This window comes from Candidatus Pelagibacter sp. HIMB1321, from assembly GCF_900177485.1.
Classification (GTDB): Bacteria; Pseudomonadota; Alphaproteobacteria; order Pelagibacterales; family Pelagibacteraceae; genus Pelagibacter.
The window spans coordinates 329110-346471 of sequence record NZ_LT840186.1; the positions used below are offsets into that span (position 1 = coordinate 329110).

The window sequence follows — 17362 nt, forward strand, 5'->3', positions numbered from 1 at the left end:
AAAGTGAACAAGGTTAGTATTCCTAAAATCACAATATATAATCTAATAAGTGATTTAATTAAAAAAGACAAAAAAAAAACTGTATTTGAAATTGGAAATAAAAAAATAACTAGAGAAAAACTTTATCAGGATATTTTTAATACCCAAAATTATCTTACAAAATTAAAACTTAATGAAAAAGACACAGTTGTTTCAATGCTTGAAAATAGCTATGAACAAATACTTTTTTTTTTAGCAACATTATGTCTAGGTATTTCTTGGGTTCCATTAGGAAAAGATAGAAAAGGTGTTGGTCTTAAATATGTACTATCAATAACAAAACCTAGATTTATATTTATTAGGAAAGAAAAAAAAAATGATATTCCAAGAGAATATAAGAAGCAAACTTTCATTATCAAAAAGAACTTAAAAATAAATAAAACAAAAGATTTTTTTAAAAATATTATTTTTAAAGGTAAAGTTAATACTATTTTATTTACATCAGGCACAACAGGTCCTCCAAAAGGAGTTTTAGTTCATGATAAGATGCTTACTACATCTGCCTTAGCTACAGGAATAGCCTCTAAAACAAATAATAAAGATAGGTTTTTACTCTGGGAGTCATTGCATCATATAGGAGGGATTGAAATTTTAATCTTATGCTTGATGAAAAAAAGTATTCTCGTCTTAATCAAAAAATTTTCTGCAAAGAAATTTTGGAAGCAGATCGTTAAATATAGAATAACAATAATTCATTACCTTGGAGGCATTTTAGATATTTTAATTAAACAACCAATATCAAAGTTTGATAAAGCACATAAAGTCAAACTAGCATTTGGTGCTGGTGCTAGAATTGAAACTTATAAAATATTTAAAGAAAGATTTAACATTCCTTTAGTGGAAGTTTATGGAATGACTGAAGCATCTAGTTTTACTACTATAAATTTTAATAAAAAAATTGGCTCTATTGGAAAAGTACTGCCTTGGTTTAATGTTGAATTAAAAGATAAAAAAAAAGGTATTGGAGAAATTATTATAAAAGCAAAAGAAAAAGGATTGTTAACCAATGGATACTTTAAAGATAAAAAAGCAACCTCAGGACTGTTTTATAAAAATTTTCTATGTACTGGTGATCTTGGAAAATTTGATAATTTTAAGAACTTATATTACGTGGGTAGAAAAAAAGATGCTGTGAGAGTTAAAGGAGAAAATATTTCAGCTTGGGAAATAGAAACAACTCTAAATCAAAATAACAATATTTCTGAAAGTGCAGTGATGGCAACAAAAAGTAAAATTGGAGAGGATGATATTATTGCTTTACTATTAACAAAAAGATCAATCAATCTTAGATCGATAGCAAATTATTTTTTTAAAAAATTTTCAAAAAATTATCAACCAAGATACTGGGGGGTTATTAAAAAATTTCCAAGAACCCCTACATTTCGAATAGATAAAAAAAATATAGAGATAAATAAAATTAAATTTTATGATTTTTTTGAAAAAAAATTTATTTCATTAAAATAAAATTTTTTAGATAAATTAATCTAATCTAAGAATTATGAAGAAGCTATTTTTTTCTTAGGATCGTAAAAAGGTTTTTCAACAATTGTACAATTAAATTTTTTGTCATCAGCAATAACTTCAAATTTATTACCAATTTCAGAATGATCGATATCAACCATTCCTAATGCGATATTTTTTTTAAGTCTTGGTGAATAAACTGCAGAACTAATTTTTCCAATTTGTTGATTGTCTTTTTTAATTATCCAAAAAGTTGTATTTGGTCCTTGAAGCGGTTCACAATTTAATTCTAAACCAACTTGTTTTCTTTTAATTCCATCTTGTTTGATTTTTTTAAGAGCCTCTTTACCAATAAAATTAGCTTCCATATCTAAATTAACTAATCGATCAAATCCTAGCTCAAAAGGGTTAGTGTGAATATCAGCATCAGCGTGATAAGAAAGCATTCCTCCTTCAATTCTTCTAATAGTTGAAGTATGACCTGGCTGAAGGCCATGTTCTTTACCCACTTCCATTATTTTTTCATATAATTCATTTCCTCTTGATCCATCTCTTAAATAAATTTCATAACCAAGCTCACTTGACCAACCTGTCCTTGAAACTATTAAAGGTATTCCATCTAAATTATACTCTCTTAACCAATAATATTTAAGATCTCTAATACTATCACCGAATAATTTAACCATAATTTCACCTGAGGTTGGACCTTGTAATTGTAATGGAGAAACATCTGGCTCAGTAATTTTTACATCTAGACCTGAATTAATAGCAACGCCTTGAGCCCATAATAAAATATCACTATCAGCTAAAGATAACCAAAAATGATTTTCTGCTAATCTTAAAAGAACAGGATCATTTAAAATTCCACCGTCATTGTTAGTAATCAATACATATTTGCATTGTCCAACTGAAAGTTTTGAAAGATCTCGTGGTGTTAGGAGTTGAGTAAATTTAAAAGCATCAGGTCCTGTAATTTCGACTTGTCGTTCAACAGCCACATCGCAAAGAATTGCTTTTTCTATTAAGTTCCAAAAATTTTGTTCAGGATTGCCAAAATCTCTTGGAATATACATGTGATTATAGACAGAAAAACCTGTTGCACCCCATTTAACAGTAGAATCGAAGTATGGAGATTTTCTAATTTGTGTTCCAAATCCAAAGTTTTTATTAGGCATACAAATACCTAACACACGGGATATAAATTACAAAGAAATTCAAAGTTCTAAGATGACCCAGAGGGATTGGGTCATCTTAAATTATCTAAAGAGGAAATTTAGAATTGTTCAGATTCCGTTGAGCCAGCCATTGCTGTTGTTGAGCTTTTACCAGCACTTATAGTATTGGAAACAGCATCAAAATAAGAAGTACCAACCTCTCTTTGATGTTTAACACTCGTGTATCCGTCTTTTTCTCTAGCAAATTCTTGCTGCTGAATTCTTGAGTAAGCAGTCATGCCCTCTGTTTTATATTTTTCTGCAAGTTCAAATATTGCAATGTTTTGAGTATGAAACCCTGCAAGAGTAATAAATTGGAACTTATAACCCATTTTACTTATCTCTTGCTGAAAAGTTGCTATCTCACTATCTGATAAATGCTTTTTCCAATTAAAAGACGGTGAACAATTGTAAGCTAACAATTTTCCAGGAAATTTTTCATGTATTGCATCTGCAAATCTCTTAGCTTCTTCTAAGTTTGGAGTTGCTGTTTCACACCAAATTAAATCAGAGTAAGGTGCATAAGCTAAACCTCTTGAAATTGCTTGTTCAATGCCTGGTTTAACATAGTAAAAACCTTCTGGTGATCTTTCGCCAGTTAAAAAAGGTTTATCATTTTCATCAAAATCATTTGTTATCAATTTTGCAGCATTCGCATCTGTTCTTGCTAAAATTATAAGTGGAACATCAGCTATATCTGCTGCTAATCTCGCAGCTTTTAAATTTTTAATCATAGTTCCAGTAGGGACTAAAACTTTTCCACCCATATGGCCACATTTTTTCTCACTAGCTAGTTGATCTTCGAAGTGTACACCCGCAGCACCTGCTTTTATAAATTTTTTAGCAAGTTCAAAAACATTCAATGGACCACCAAATCCTGCTTCACCATCTGCAATAATTGGAAGCATATAGTCAACTTTATTTTCTTCTTTCATATCCCCATCTTGAATTTCCATATGTTGAATTTGATCTGCTCTAATAAGCGCATTATTCATAGACTCAACTAATTTTGGTGCACTATCATAAGGATATAATGATTGATCAGGGTACATTTCCCCAGCACTATTCGCATCTGCTGCTACTTGCCAACCACTTAAGTAGATAGCTTTTAATCCTGCTTTTGCATGTTGAACTGCATGGTTTCCAGATAAAGAACCAAGCGTATTAATATAAGGCTCAGAATTCAATAAATTCCATAGTTTCTGTGATTGCTGCTTACAAATAGAATATTCAATTTTTAAAGATCCTCTAAGCCTTTCAACTTCATTTTCTTTGTAGTCTCTTTTAATTCCAGCAAATCTTTTTAAATCATATGAAATGTTCTCAGCACTCATTAATTATGTCCTATCTGTAAATTTTAAAATAAAGCTATGATGATGAATTAATTGTTTTCAGTGTTTTCTGAAGCAATTTCTTTCATTCCACTAGATCCCCAGTCACAATGATCATCTCTCATATAAATTCCTCTTTCTTTATATTGCTTATGATCTTCTAAACTGATGATTTGAGCTTTATTTTCATTATTATTATTGTTTTTTGTCATGTAAATCTTATAATTTACAAAATTTACTAAATCTACAAAATTCTCTAAAAAGCTTGTAAAACAAAGTAATTTTTTGTAAAATTAAATTTACAAAATTTACAAATAGAAAATATGAGTCAATTTAATTTAAAAATAGGACCTAAAATCAAAGCTTTTAGAAGACAACTAGGATTGCAGGCTAACAAGTTAGCCGAGGATTTAAGTATCTCACCTAGTTATTTAAATTTAATAGAAGCTGGTAAAAGAAAAATTGATGGAGATCTTTTATTAAAGATTTGTGAAAGACTTAATATAGATCTTTCTCATTTAAATGCAAAATCTGATGTAAATTTAGAAAACACTATCTCTGAAATTTTAGATGATAAATTATTTGAAGATTTAGATATTTTAGGACCAGAGGTAAAAGATCTAGTTAGCACTAATCCAAAAATTGGAAAAGCAATTGTTAGACTGGGAGACATTTTAAAAAAGAAAGATCATGAACTGATTAATAAAATTGAAAAGATATCTGGTAAAATAGTTGATAATAGAAAAAACTCTTTTCCTGGTGAAGTAATTTCAGATTTTCTACAAGAACAAAAAAATTATTTTCCAAAATTAGAAGAGTTCGCTAATAAAGTTTTTGATAAAGTGCAAAAAAATAATCGAACTAGATATGTTGCTTTATGTGATTATCTTAAATCTGAGTATTCAATAATTGTAAAAGATATTATCCCTGAAGATAATAAACCATTTTCAAAAATATATGATAAACAAAAAAAAGAACTTTTATTGAGTGATTATAGTTCACTAGAAACTAAAAAATTACATGCTGCAGCCCAAATAGCTCAGATGGGTGCAATGAAAGAAATTGATTTTTATCTCTCTAAATTTATTTTTCCATCAGATGAGTCAAAAAATTTAACAAAGGTTGCTTTACTTAATTATTGTGGAGCGGCAATTCTAATGCCATACAAACCTTTTCATACAGAGTGTAAAAAGCTAAAATATGATTTAGAGTTACTTCAAAATACCTTTGCAACATCTTTTGAACAAGTTGCACATAGGGTAACTTGCTTACAGGATCCAAAATTACCTGGGATTCCATTTCACATGTTAAGAGTTGATATGGCTGGTAATATTTCTAAAAGATTTTCTTTATCAGGTATTGAAATTCCAAGATATGGTGGTGCCTGTCCAAGATGGAATGTTTATTCTGCCTTTACTAGACCTGGGGTAATGCAAGTTGCTGTCAGTAAAATGACTAATGGTGAAAAATATGTTTGTATTGCAAGGACAGTAGAGAAAGGCATAGGTAGATTTGGAAAAACTAAAAGTATTCTGTCTATAGGTTTAGGTTGTGAAGCTAAATACGCTAAAGATTTTGTTTACACTCAAAATATAGATACGAATAGCAAGTCTTCAGAAATACCAATAGGTGTCTCTTGTCGAACATGTGACAGACTAGATTGTTCACAAAGGGCTTTTCCACCATTGCATAAAAAATTCGATGTAGATATAAACACTAGAGGTGTTTCAATTTATGTTACTGATCATTAAATGATAAAATTTATTATTCCAGCAGTTCTTGTTTTTTTAATAGTTTTATTTTGGGAAAAAATTAACGATTTTATTTATGAAAGATTTAAAATTAGAATTAACTATATCTTTGCGTCAATTATAGGCTTTATTTTACTTATTATTTTAACACTATTATATTTCTAAAATCTAAGTACTACAGGCTAGAAATCCAAATTATCCATGATCAATATTAATAATATACAGTATCAATTATCTGAAACAGATGGTGTTTTTACTCTCAAAAATAAGAATACAACACTAGGATTTGTGCGTTTTGATGACAAAGGAGAAGTGGAATACATTTTCGTAAATCCAATATTTAGAAAACAAGGTATTGCAAAAAAATTATTAAAACTTGTTAGAGAAAAGACAGGTAAAAAATTAGTTTTACAAGAACCTATTAGTCCACTTGGATCAAAGTTATTAAGATCTATTGAAAAATGGAATTAAATTTCCTTTTTTTTATAACTGTAATTCCTGCAATTATTTTATATGGAATAGCCAAATCTGGTCTTGGTGGATCCATGACATTAATTTCAATTCCATTAATGACAATAGTGATGTCACTGAATGAGGCATTAGGAATTGTTCTTCCAATTTTGATATTTTCTGACTTTATTGCAACTTATAAATATAGAAAAGAATTTGATCTATCCACATTAAAACTAATGGTTCCTTTTGCTGCAATTGGAGTGGTGATTGGATCTTTAACATTTTCTTATTTTTCCGAAGAATTATTAAAACTTATAATTGGTTTGATGGGTTTTCTATTTGCAGGTCATTATTTTTTCTTAAAAAAAGACAAAGAAGCTAAATCAGAAAAAAATTTTCTTAAAGGTGGAATTTGTTCAACAATTTCAGGTTTTACAAGTTTTTGCGTTCATGCTGGAGGAACACCTCTCAGTATTTATTTACTTCCTTTAAGATTAAAAAAAGAAATTTATGTAGGAACTAGAATAATATTTTTTACTTTTATGAATCTAATAAAACTTCCTCTTTATATAAATTTATCTATGACAAATTTTGTGACATTTAAACAGTCAGTAGTTTTATTTCCAGTAGCTTTTATAGGAATACTTATAGGCTATAAACTTCTTAAGATAATTGATGAAAAAATTTTTTATAATATTCTTTATGCTTTGATACTTGTTTCAAGCACAAAATTGATTTTTGATTTTGTTAGTCTTTAGGTTTTAACCCAAATTTTTTACTATGTCTTAATCGCATTACTACTATTGCAATAGCAATTAATAATATAGCTGTCGACTCGTAAACTAGAGCAGATGGATTCATTTCTTTACCTTGAAGAATGATAAATCTTGATAAAGCAGTTATTGCTATTAACAAAGGTAATGTAATACTAATTGATTGCTGTTCCCAAAATACTCTTACCATTGCCATTACTTCCAAATATAGAAACATTAATAGAAGATCTGCTAAAGTAACTGTCTTTAATTGATACATGTTATAAATTTCTAAAAATACAGCAACGACTGTACTAATTAAAATAATTATTAATAAGCCAGATTGTAAATTTTTAATTAAATCTTTCAAAATCAATTCTTTTTCTTAGTGAATGGTAACCATTTTTCTGCAGGCGATTTATCTGGACCATCATATTTAATATCATATGAATTCGTTGAATTTAAAACCTCTATTCCTTTTGAAAAGACAAACATAAAAACTACTACAAAAAAAATAGCCATTATTTTAAAAGGATCAAAGTTTTTGGTTTTAAAAACACTAGCAGAACTTTGTTCTGCCCGGTGAAACTGTTTAAAAGTCATGTAAACAGCAAATATTAAACCAACGTGGGCTATATAAAGGCCAGCCCAACCAAATGCAAAAGTCGTATATGAAAAGATGTAAAGACTAAAAACAGTTGTCCAAATAAAGCTTAAAACTAATAAAATTTGCAATCTAACAGACCTTGGTAATGCTCTTAAATCGTTTTTACTATCATCAAAGAGAATATTCGCACTCTCTTTCATCCAATTTTTTAAACCATCCATAAATAGATTCTACCAAAAACTGAATTTATTGATACCATTTATTTAATGAACAAAAAATTTAAAGCAATGGTTCTTTCTTGTATGGATCCAAGGTTTCAACCTAAAATATTTAATTTTCTTAAAAAAAGAAAGTTAACTGGAAAATACAGTGCCTTTACTATAGCAGGTGCTGCAGTAGGGGTAACACACACTAAATTTAAAAAATGGCATAATGTGTTTTTTGATAATTTATCAGCTTCGATACAATTACATAAAATTGAAAAGTTAATAGTTATAAATCATCAAGATTGTGGTGCTGCTAAAATTGCAAATTCTAAAAAAAAATTTAACAATAAAGTTGAAACAGATATTCACAAAGTTTCATTTAAGAAATTAAAATCAAATTTAAGAAAAAAATTTCCAAAGTTAAAAGTTGAATTTAATGTGATGGCATTAAATAATTCTATTAAAAAATTTAAGTAATTATTGATTTCTAATTAAAGGATATACTTTAGGGCTTAAATACTTCAAATTTGTAAGCATTATCAGAATTAAAGTTACTAAACCAATTCCCAAACTTAAACTTAGGAGTACTTGTAGATCAAATTGCCAAACAAGTTCAAATATATTTTCTATTACATAATAAGAGCCAATCACTGCAAACAGTACTGCAATTAAGATCACTGAGAAAAATATTAATATAAATTCAATAATTGATGAAAATACAATTTCTTTCTTTGAAAACCCTAAAATCTTAAATACTAAGTTTTGAAATTCTTTAACTTTACCTTGAACCATAATCGCACTCGAAATCACAATTAAACCAATGATAATTGTTACTGCTGATATTAAAATTACTGCAATAAAAACTTTATTTAATATATCGGTTACTTTATTTAAATAATCTGAAATTTTAATAATCGATAAACTAGGCAAATCATTTAACAATTTTGTTTCTTTAAATTTTTGAAGATCATTAAATTTTGCTGTTGCAAGATATTCGTGAGGAATAGTATTTGCAAAATCAGGATTAAATAACATTGCAAAATTTATTGAAAGATCTCTGTAATCTACTTCTCTTAAACTGGTAATCTCACCATCTATTTCTCGCCCGTATATATTAAGAGTAAAAATATCACCAAGTTTTACATTAAAATCTTTCGCAGCTTTTGCATCTAGTGAAATTTGTAATTTCTCTGGATTTGATAAGTCCCACCACTTACCCGCAACTATTGGATTATCACTAGGCACTTCATCGGCCCATGAAGATCTTCGATCATTTCCAATAACCCAATAACTATCATTGTCTGGAGTAATATAAGTTCTTGGATCTATTCCATTAATTTTTACAATTCCAGATGAAACAATAGGGACAATTTCTAAATTTACTTTTTCATCCATTGATTTAATGCTTTGTTCAAAGATTTTCCCATCGGTGTTTTGAATGCCAATAAAAAAATAATCTGGTGCGATGTTAGGAATAGTTTTTGCTATCTCTCTTTTAAAATTTGTTCCAACCATTGCCAAAGTTAATAATAAGGTCACTCCAAGACCAAGAGACATTATTGTTATAGGTGTAATGCTTTTTGTTTGAGTGATATTCTTAACTGAAACTTTTAATGAAATATTAGATCTTTTTTTTAAACCTTTAAGAAAAAAAACTACAATTTTAGATAAAAGAAAAAATACTATTAAGCATATAAAAAAAGCAACAAAGTACATCAAACTATAAATTGGTCTTGATGAACCAAAAACAAATAAAAATATTAGAGCAGATAAAAATAATAAACTAACAATCACTGATTTTTTTGAATAATAAAATTGTAAATTTTGAAAAACATTCCTAAATAAATTAGAAGCTTTCACTTGATCAATTGCGTTAATGGTTGGAATTGAAAATATAATTAGAACAATTAAGCCGACTAAAAATATTTTTATAAAGTTGAATACAGAAAATAATGGTTTGATATTTAACCCAAGTCCTTTTGATAAATAGGTATCTGCTATAGGCACCAATAAAAAGCTTAATCCATATGCAGCAATACTTATAAAAGTAAGTAAAATTAATAGCTGAAAGTAATAGATTGTCTTTATATTAAGTGAAAAAAAACCAAGAGCTTTTTTAACTGCTATCGACATGTTGCTTTGATTTAGAAATGATAAAAGAGTGTTAGCGATCCCAATTCCTGCAATCAGCATTGCGCTAATTGAAACTAATGATAAAAATTGGGAAAAATTTTCAATTACTCGCCTCAAACCACTTGCAGAATTTTCTGGATAACGAAGTTGTACCTTTTGGTCATTAACGAATATTTCCTGAATTTTTTTTCTAGTGTTGTTAATATTAGCTTTATCTTCAAATTTAACCTTGTATTCATGGTTTAAGAAACTGCCCATTGTATTTAATTTTAAAATTTCCAATGTGTCTTTGCCAGCTAAAGCAAAATCACCAAATGCAACAAAGCCACTTACATCAGGAACTGATTTTATAACACCCACTACTTTAAATAATTGATCTTGAACTTTAATTTGTTCATCAATTTTAAGATTTAATGTTTTGAAAATATTTTCATTAACAAGAATTGTATTTTTTTCATTGTGAATTCTGTTTAATGATCCCACTGGTTCATGAACAACTTCACCATATAAAGGATATTGTTTATCAACGGTTTTAATTCTGGTAAATAATGATTGATTATCCTGATCTAGATTTGTTGAGATCATAGTACTAAACTCGATCATTTGTGAGATTGTTGTAAATTCTTTTACTTTATTAACTAATTCTAAATTACCTTTATCTCTATTGTAATCAATCTCAAGATCTCCACCTAATAATGCTCTAGCATTATCGTTAAGTTCTTTTTTTAAACTCTCTTCTATCGTTAAAATTGCACTTAATATAAAGAGGCTAATAAAAAGAGTTAAAATGATACTAAAAATCTTTTTATAATTTCTAACAAGATCCCTAAAAGCATATTTAATAATAAGCCCAAGATCTGAAATACTATTTAATTTTTCCATCTTTGATTTTAATTTTTCTTTTTGCTTTATCAGCAAGCTTTGGATCATGGGTTACCATTATTAATGAGGACCCTTCATCTTTTACATATTTAAATAAAATATCTGAAATCATTAATGAGTTTTCAGTATCTAAATTTCCAGTAGGTTCATCAGCTAAAATTAATTCAGGCTTCATTGCAATGGCTCGTGCAATAGCTACTCTTTGTTGTTCACCTCCAGAAAGTTGACTTGGTAAATTATTAAATCTATTTTTAAGACCAAATCGATCTAATAATTCTTTAGCTTGTTTTTCTGGATTTTTAAGTTTGTTCAATTCTAATGTAAGAGCTACATTTTCAACTGCTGTATAATTTGGAATTAAATAAAAGGATTGAAAGACAATCCCAATATGTTTTCTTCTTATTTCCGAAACTTCATCTTCTGATAAATTGGTAATTTCTTGATCTTGAAAAAAGATTTTACCTGATGTGGCTTTTTCAAGACCACCAATTAACATAATCAAACTCGTCTTACCCGAACCACTTTCCCCAACAATTGAAATTGTGTCCTTTTTTTTAGTTGTTAAATCTATATCCTTTAAAACTTTTATAGTCTCTTTGTCAGTTTGATATTTGAGATTTACTTTTTTTAATTTAAGAAGAGTGCTCATGAATAAAGTTTTATTTATTAAAGTAATTGCAATTTGTCTACTGAGCATAAAAGCATTTGCAATTGAAAAAATAGTTTTATTTGGTGACAGCTTAATGGCTGGTTATGGTCTTCCTAATGAGCATCATTTATCAGTTGTTTTAGAGCAAAGATTAAAAGATCAAGGTAAAAATATTAAAGTAATTAATGGTAGTGTTTCAGGAAGCACTTCATCTGGTGGATTAAATAGAGCAGAATGGTCTTTATCTGAAAAAGATATTGATTTAATGATCTTAGGTCTTGGAGCAAATGATATGTTAAGAGGCATTCCTCCAAGTGAAACAGAGCAAAATTTAGAAAAGATAATTAAAATTGCTCAGTCTAAAAATATTAAAATTATTTTAGCTGGAATGTTGGCTCCAACTTCACATGGCATCGAATATAAAAAAAAATTTGATATGATTTATCAAAATCTGTCAAAAAAATATAATCTTCCTTTAATTCCTTTTTTACTTGAAGGTGTAGCTTTAAATCCTGATTTAAATCAAAGTGATGGTATGCACCCAAATAAAGAAGGTACAATTATTATCAGTAAAACTTTAGAAAAATATATCAAAGGATAAATCCATGAATAAATTTTTATATAATCTAAAAGAAAGTAGAGTTTTTCAATTTATCGTTATTACTATCATCATTCTTAATGCAATTACTATTGGAATAAATACTTACGATCTAAGCGAATTTACAAAACAAGCTATAAATATTTTAGATTATTCAATTACAATTTTTTTTGTGATTGAAATTATCATTCGATTTGTTGGAGAACCAAAAAAGATAAATTTTTTTAAAAGTGGATGGAATATATTTGATACAACAATTGTATTAATATCTTTAATACCAATCCCTAATAATTCTAGTTATTTACTTTTAAGGCTTTTAAGAGTTTTTAGAGTTTTAAGGATTATATCTGTTGTTCCAGAGTTAAAAAAAATTATTGAAGCATTATTAGACTCTGTAAAGCGGGTATTTTATGTAGGACTTCTGTTATTCATCATACTTTATATATATGCAACTATAGGCTCTATATTATTTAGTGCCGACATACCTGAAAGATGGAATGATGTTGGTGTTTCTATGATTACCTTATTTCAAGTTCTAACATTATCAAGTTGGGAACAAGTGATGTTGCCATTACAAGAAATCTATTGGTGGGCTTGGATTTACTTTTTTAGTTTTATTATTATTTGTGGAATTACAATGTTAAATTTATTGATTGCCATTCTAGTTGACGTGGTGATTAATCAGAAGAGATTATAAGTTTAATGTTCAATAAAATTAGATATTCTTTAATTTTAATTATATTTGTCTTTTTTTCTTATTCATTTACGGCGATGTATTCCTTTCACCAACTTCACAAGGGAATATATTTTAATGATAAACAATTGATTGAAAATTACGTCGATTGGCAAAGTGTTAGAGGCAATGTCAAAAATTATATAAATATAGAAATTTTAAAAAAGACACAATCTGAAGAAATTTTCAAACAATTAGGTGACGTTGGAATTTTACTTTCTGGATTTGCTGGAAAGTTCGTTGAAATTGCAATTGATACTTATCTTAACTCCGATGGAATTAGTTTATTGTTAGAAAAGAGCAAAAAAAAAGATGAAATTCCAAAACCATCAATAATCACATTCCTTGGTAGTTTTACTATTATGGATAATAACGGTCTAAACTCATTCTATATCAATTATGAAAATGAGGGAAAAAAATACCCAATATATTTTTCAAGAGATGGTTTTAAATGGAAAATTACAAATATTGAATTTCCAAAAGATTTATTTGAGAAAATAAAATAAATTATTCTAACCAATTAGGTGTTGGAAGATTTTTAGATATTAAAAATTCTTTATTAAACATCTTAGATGAGTATTTATCGCTTTTGTCACACAAAATAGTAACTATTGTTTTGCCAGGTCCTAATTCTTTACCCATTCTAATTGCTCCAGCAATGTTAATCCCACAACTTGTACCTAAACTTAAACCTTCATTTTGAATTAAATCATATAAGATAGGCAATGCTTCATTATCATCAATAGAGTACGCATCATCTATTTTTGCATTTTCAAAATTTTTTGTAACTCTACTTGATCCAATTCCCTCCGTAATCGAACCACCTTCCGATTTTAATTCGCCAGTCTTAATGTAATTGTAAAGAGCAGAACCTTTTGGGTCAGATAAATATATTTTTATATCTTTATTCTTTTCTTTAAGTGCATTACTAACTCCAGAAATTGTCCCTCCAGTTCCTGAAGAACAAACAAATCCATCTACCTTACCTTCAGTTTGTTCCCAAATTTCTCTTCCAGTTCCTTCGTAATGACCTCTAGCATTTGCAGTATTATCAAATTGATTAGCCCAGATAACTCCATTGTTATTAGTTGGTCTTAATTCATCAGCCAGTCTTGCAGCAACTTTTACAAAATTATTTTCATCTTTGTAGGGTTTTGCAGGCACTAATCTTAACTCTGCACCTAAATTTCTTAGTATATCTTTTTTTTCTTGAGTTTGATTATCGTTCATTACAATAATAGTTTTATATCCTAGTGAATTTCCAAGAAGCCCTAAGCCAATTCCAGTATTACCTGCGGTACCTTCAACAACTGTTCCACCTTTAGAAATAAGTTTTTTTTCTTGAGCATCTTTTAACAAAGCCAATGCTGCTCTATCTTTTACAGATCCACCTGGATTTAAAAATTCAGCTTTTCCATAAATATTACAGCCAGTAATTTCTGAGGCTGCTTTTAACTTGATAAGAGGAGTGTTGCCAATTCCTGAAATAAAATCGTTTTGAATGTTACTCATTATTTTTTTTAGTATCACTATCTGGAGTGATACCATACGGTTTAAATTCACTATCTGCTAATCCAACGTTCTTAGCAGGTATTCCAACCATTACAGCTTTTTCAGGAACATCTTTAGTGATTACTGCGTTTGCGCCAATTTTTGCACATCTACCAACTGTAACTGGACCAAGTACTTGCGCACCTGAACCAATTACCACTTCATCTTGTATTGTTGGATGTCTTTTAACATTTCTTTGATTGTTGGAATTAATACTTGGTGCAATACCTCCTAATGTTACCATATGATAAATAGTTACATTATCTCCAATGTCAGATGTTTCACCAATCACAACTCCCATACCATGATCGATAAATAAATTTTTTCCAATATTTGCATTTGGATGAATTTCTATTCCAGTTAGAAATCTTGAAAATTGTGAGATGATTCTTGCAATCAAATTAAATTTTGCTTTAGCAAAAAAATTTGCAATTCTATGAAAAAATACAGCTTTAACACCTGGATAGGTTAAAATTAAACTTAATTTTGATTTTGCAGCAGGATCTCTATCAATTATGGATTGTAAAAAATCATTCATGAGCTTTTTGACAGGTTGATATAAAATTACTGACATATATAGTTATTAAATAATTTTATTAAAGAACTAAATATGTACAAAAATACTAATTGTTTTCATTTAGCAATACCTTGTGGTGATTTAGAAAAAGCAAAGAAATTTTATAGCGAAACATTAGGCTGTAGATTGGATAATGCTGCTCAAGAATGGGTAGATGTAGATTTTTGGGGAAACGAGTTAACACTTCATGCAAGTGAACAAAAATTAAAAAATGAAAGACACGATGTTGACATGGGTAATGTGTCTGTCCCACATTTTGGTGTGCATTTATCTAGAAAAGATTTTGATACTCTTAAACAAAGACTAAAAAATAATGGTACTAAATATTATGATGAGCCATATTTAAGATTTAAAGGCACAAAGTATGAGCAAGAAACTTTTTTTGTAAAAGATCCAAATGAAAATATTTTAGAGATTAAAACTCTAACTGCTAACTCAGATTAATTTTAAGATTAAATAATCTTTAAATTTGTATATAAAAATTCTTAATGGAATATTTACTATTAGGGTTTTTAACTAGTTTAAGTTTAATATTAGCAATTGGTGCGCAGAATATTTTTGTCATAGAACAAGGTCTTAAAAAACAATATATTTTTACAGTTTGTTTAATATGTTCAGTTTCTGATGGGTTACTAATATTTTTAGGTTTATTTCTTTTTCATTATTTTAATCAATATTTTAATTCCACTGTTGAATTAATATTTAATATTTTATTGTTAATATTTCTTATCCATTTCATCTATTCAAAGATTAAATCAAGAAATAACAAAACGGATTTTAATCAATCAATTGAAGAGATATCTTTTAAAAGTATTGTCTTGAAAACATTAGGTTTTACTTATCTAAATCCTCACGTCTATTCAGATACAGTTTTTTTCTTGGGTAATTTTTCAAAAAATTTTTTAATTCTTGAAAAAATTAAATTTGGAGTAGGGGCCTCTTTAGCCTCTTTTTTATTTTTTTTCTTAATTGGTTATATGGCAAAATATTTTTCAAAATATGCTCATAACGAAAGAATATGGAGATACATCAATTATTCTATAATAATCTTTATGAGTATTTTGGTACTAATAGTAATTAAAGGGATTATTCTTTAATTTGAATAACCATATTTCTTTAATCTGACATCACCAGTTCTAGCATGCGCTTCCATACCTTCATATCTAGATATTCTAGCAGCTGCAGCTCCAACAAGCTCAGTAGATTCTTTAGTCATTCTTTGGAAACTTAATGTTTTAATAAATTTTCCTACAAATAATCCACCTGTATATCTACCAGCACCTTTAGTTGGTAAGATATGATTAGTTCCAGAACACTTGTCTCCATAAGCAACAGTTGTTTCTTCACCAACAAAAAGAGAACCATAATTTGTCAATCTTTCATGGAACCATTTTAAATTTTCAGTTTGAACTTCTAAATGTTCAGGAGCATACTCATCACTGACTTTAACCATTTCTTCATCAGTATCGCAAAGTATCACCTCGCCATAATCTCTCCACGCAGCATCTGCATTTGTTCTTGGAACCTCAGGAAGTTCTGCAATTAATTCCGGAACTCTTTTCATTACTTTTTCAGCTAGCTCTTTACTGGTTGTATATAACCAGCAAGGTGAATTGTAGCCATGCTCCGCTTGACCTACTAAATCTACTGCCACTATTTCAGGATCTGCTTTAGCATCTGCAATAATTCCAATTTCTGTTGGACCAGCAAATAAATCAATTCCAACTTTTCCAAATAAAATTCTTTTAGCCTCAGCAACAAATTGATTGCCTGGACCTACAATTATGTCTGCAGGTGGATTATTAAATAAACCATTAGTCATAGATGCTATTGCAGGAACTCCACCTAGGTTAAGAATTACATCTGCTCCACATAAATCAGCAGTATAAACAATTGTTGGATGTGCGCCGACACCTTCTTTTGGTGGGCTGCATGCAATTATATTTTTAACCCCTGCAACCTTAGCTGTTGTTACACTCATAACAGCTGATGCTATGTGAGCGTATCTTCCACCAGGGATATAACATCCAGCGGTATTTACTGGCACAAGCTTTTGTCCAGCATATAAACCATCTGATAATTCTACTTCAAAATCTTGTCCATAATTTTTTAATTGTGCTTCAGCAAATTTTCTAACTCTATCATATGAAAATTGAATATCATCTTTAGTTTTTTGATCTAAAGTTTTTTTTATTTCCTCAATTCTTTCTTTTGAAACAACTATTTCACCATCATATTTATCAAACTTTTTTGTTAAATCGATACAACCTTGTTCTTTTGAAGTTTCTAAATCTTTTAACAAATCCTGTACAATTCCAGTCGTTTTAGTGTCATCTGTTGAAGATGTCTTTGGTGATTTCTTTAAATATGTAATAGCCATTATAATGTTCCTCTTAATAATTTTGAAAAGCCTTAATAGATTAAA

The 17362-nt window shown here is 28.6% G+C and carries 20 protein-coding genes; 10 read left to right on the forward strand and 10 right to left on the reverse strand.

Annotation, left to right across the window (positions count from 1 at the left end):
* The first annotated feature begins 3 nt into the window (after positions 1-3).
* Positions 4-1503: an AMP-binding protein gene (locus B9N70_RS01755; RefSeq protein WP_172819942.1), complete on the forward strand. Its 1500-nt coding sequence runs from the start codon at positions 4-6 to the stop codon at positions 1501-1503.
* 32 nt (positions 1504-1535) lie between these two features.
* Here B9N70_RS01755 and B9N70_RS01760 read toward each other — a convergent pair whose 3' ends face one another.
* The 3 genes from B9N70_RS01760 to B9N70_RS07095 all read right to left on the reverse strand — a co-directional run bounded on the left by B9N70_RS01760 (position 1536) and on the right by B9N70_RS07095 (position 4257).
* Positions 1536-2675 carry a glycine cleavage T C-terminal barrel domain-containing protein gene (locus B9N70_RS01760; protein WP_085114099.1) on the reverse strand — a complete coding sequence of 380 codons (1140 nt, stop codon included), beginning with the start codon at positions 2673-2675 and terminating at the stop codon, positions 1536-1538.
* A gap of 98 nt (positions 2676-2773) precedes the next feature.
* Entirely contained in the window at positions 2774-4048 is a 1275-nt protein-coding gene (aceA, locus tag B9N70_RS01765) for an isocitrate lyase (RefSeq protein WP_085114100.1), read from the reverse strand.
* A gap of 47 nt (positions 4049-4095) precedes the next feature.
* Positions 4096-4257 carry a hypothetical protein gene (locus B9N70_RS07095; protein ID WP_172819943.1) on the reverse strand — a complete coding sequence of 54 codons (162 nt, stop codon included), beginning with the start codon at positions 4255-4257 and terminating at the stop codon, positions 4096-4098.
* Positions 4258-4368: 111 nt separating this feature from the next.
* Here B9N70_RS07095 and B9N70_RS01770 point away from each other — a divergent pair, with 111 nt between their 5' ends.
* The 3 genes from B9N70_RS01770 to B9N70_RS01780 all read left to right on the forward strand — a co-directional run bounded on the left by B9N70_RS01770 (position 4369) and on the right by B9N70_RS01780 (position 7007).
* Positions 4369-5796 (forward strand): helix-turn-helix domain-containing protein, encoded by a 1428-nt coding sequence (locus tag B9N70_RS01770; RefSeq protein ID WP_085114101.1) that lies wholly within the window; start codon positions 4369-4371, stop codon positions 5794-5796.
* A 201-nt stretch (positions 5797-5997) separates the two neighbouring features.
* Complete coding sequence (locus B9N70_RS01775; RefSeq protein WP_231909416.1) at positions 5998-6267, forward strand: GNAT family N-acetyltransferase; 270 nt, start codon at positions 5998-6000, stop codon at positions 6265-6267.
* Positions 6258-7007, forward strand: a complete 750-nt coding sequence (locus B9N70_RS01780; RefSeq protein WP_085114102.1) for a sulfite exporter TauE/SafE family protein — start codon at positions 6258-6260, stop codon at positions 7005-7007. Before B9N70_RS01775 ends, B9N70_RS01780 begins: the two co-directional genes overlap by 10 nt.
* On the opposite strand, the gene B9N70_RS01785 is transcribed toward B9N70_RS01780, so the two are convergent.
* Both B9N70_RS01785 and B9N70_RS01790 read right to left on the reverse strand, forming a co-directional pair.
* Complete coding sequence (locus B9N70_RS01785) at positions 6997-7371, reverse strand: phosphate-starvation-inducible protein PsiE (protein WP_085115110.1); 375 nt, start codon at positions 7369-7371, stop codon at positions 6997-6999. The two genes, B9N70_RS01780 and B9N70_RS01785, sit on opposite strands and share 11 nt — an antisense overlap.
* Before the next feature lie 2 nt (positions 7372-7373).
* Complete coding sequence (locus B9N70_RS01790) at positions 7374-7829, reverse strand: hypothetical protein (RefSeq protein ID WP_085114103.1); 456 nt, start codon at positions 7827-7829, stop codon at positions 7374-7376.
* 45 nt (positions 7830-7874) lie between these two features.
* Here B9N70_RS01790 and B9N70_RS01795 point away from each other — a divergent pair, with 45 nt between their 5' ends.
* Positions 7875-8291, forward strand: coding sequence for a carbonic anhydrase (locus tag B9N70_RS01795; RefSeq protein WP_085114104.1), 417 nt, complete (start codon positions 7875-7877; stop codon positions 8289-8291).
* Here B9N70_RS01795 and B9N70_RS01800 read toward each other — a convergent pair whose 3' ends face one another.
* Both B9N70_RS01800 and B9N70_RS01805 read right to left on the reverse strand, forming a co-directional pair.
* Positions 8292-10829 (reverse strand): ABC transporter permease, encoded by a 2538-nt coding sequence (locus B9N70_RS01800; RefSeq protein ID WP_231909417.1) that lies wholly within the window; start codon positions 10827-10829, stop codon positions 8292-8294.
* Complete coding sequence (locus B9N70_RS01805; protein ID WP_085115111.1) at positions 10813-11478, reverse strand: ABC transporter ATP-binding protein; 666 nt, start codon at positions 11476-11478, stop codon at positions 10813-10815. The genes B9N70_RS01800 and B9N70_RS01805 overlap by 17 nt, the downstream gene beginning before the upstream one ends.
* On the opposite strand from B9N70_RS01805, the gene B9N70_RS01810 reads away from it, so the two are divergent.
* Genes B9N70_RS01810 through B9N70_RS01820 form a run of 3 tightly spaced genes read left to right on the forward strand, consistent with a single transcriptional unit; the run spans position 11477 to position 13315 of the window.
* Positions 11477-12079 carry an arylesterase gene (locus B9N70_RS01810; RefSeq protein WP_085114106.1) on the forward strand — a complete coding sequence of 201 codons (603 nt, stop codon included), beginning with the start codon at positions 11477-11479 and terminating at the stop codon, positions 12077-12079. The genes B9N70_RS01805 and B9N70_RS01810 overlap by 2 nt on opposite strands.
* Before the next feature lie 4 nt (positions 12080-12083).
* Positions 12084-12773, forward strand: a complete 690-nt coding sequence (locus B9N70_RS01815) for an ion transporter (RefSeq protein ID WP_085114107.1) — start codon at positions 12084-12086, stop codon at positions 12771-12773.
* A gap of 5 nt (positions 12774-12778) precedes the next feature.
* Positions 12779-13315 carry a DUF2939 domain-containing protein gene (locus B9N70_RS01820; RefSeq protein ID WP_085114108.1) on the forward strand — a complete coding sequence of 179 codons (537 nt, stop codon included), beginning with the start codon at positions 12779-12781 and terminating at the stop codon, positions 13313-13315.
* 1 nt (position 13316) lies between these two features.
* Here the strand turns inward: B9N70_RS01820 and B9N70_RS01825 are convergent, their stop codons facing one another.
* Positions 13317-14321, reverse strand: coding sequence for a cysteine synthase A (locus tag B9N70_RS01825; protein ID WP_085115112.1), 1005 nt, complete (start codon positions 14319-14321; stop codon positions 13317-13319).
* A complete protein-coding gene (gene epsC, locus B9N70_RS01830; protein WP_085114109.1) occupies positions 14314-14898 on the reverse strand; it encodes a serine O-acetyltransferase EpsC in 585 nt (194 codons plus the stop codon). The genes B9N70_RS01825 and epsC overlap by 8 nt, the downstream gene beginning before the upstream one ends.
* Before the next feature lie 72 nt (positions 14899-14970).
* On the opposite strand from epsC, the gene B9N70_RS01835 reads away from it, so the two are divergent.
* The gene (locus tag B9N70_RS01835) at positions 14971-15381 is read left to right on the forward strand and encodes a VOC family protein (protein WP_085114110.1); all 411 of its coding nucleotides are present in this window, start codon (positions 14971-14973) and stop codon (positions 15379-15381) included.
* A 44-nt stretch (positions 15382-15425) separates the two neighbouring features.
* Positions 15426-16034 carry a LysE/ArgO family amino acid transporter gene (locus B9N70_RS01840; protein ID WP_085114111.1) on the forward strand — a complete coding sequence of 203 codons (609 nt, stop codon included), beginning with the start codon at positions 15426-15428 and terminating at the stop codon, positions 16032-16034.
* Here the strand turns inward: B9N70_RS01840 and hisD are convergent.
* A complete protein-coding gene (gene hisD, locus B9N70_RS01845; RefSeq protein ID WP_085114112.1) occupies positions 16031-17317 on the reverse strand; it encodes a histidinol dehydrogenase in 1287 nt (428 codons plus the stop codon). The two genes, B9N70_RS01840 and hisD, sit on opposite strands and share 4 nt — an antisense overlap.
* Between the last annotated feature and the right edge of the window lie 45 nt (positions 17318-17362).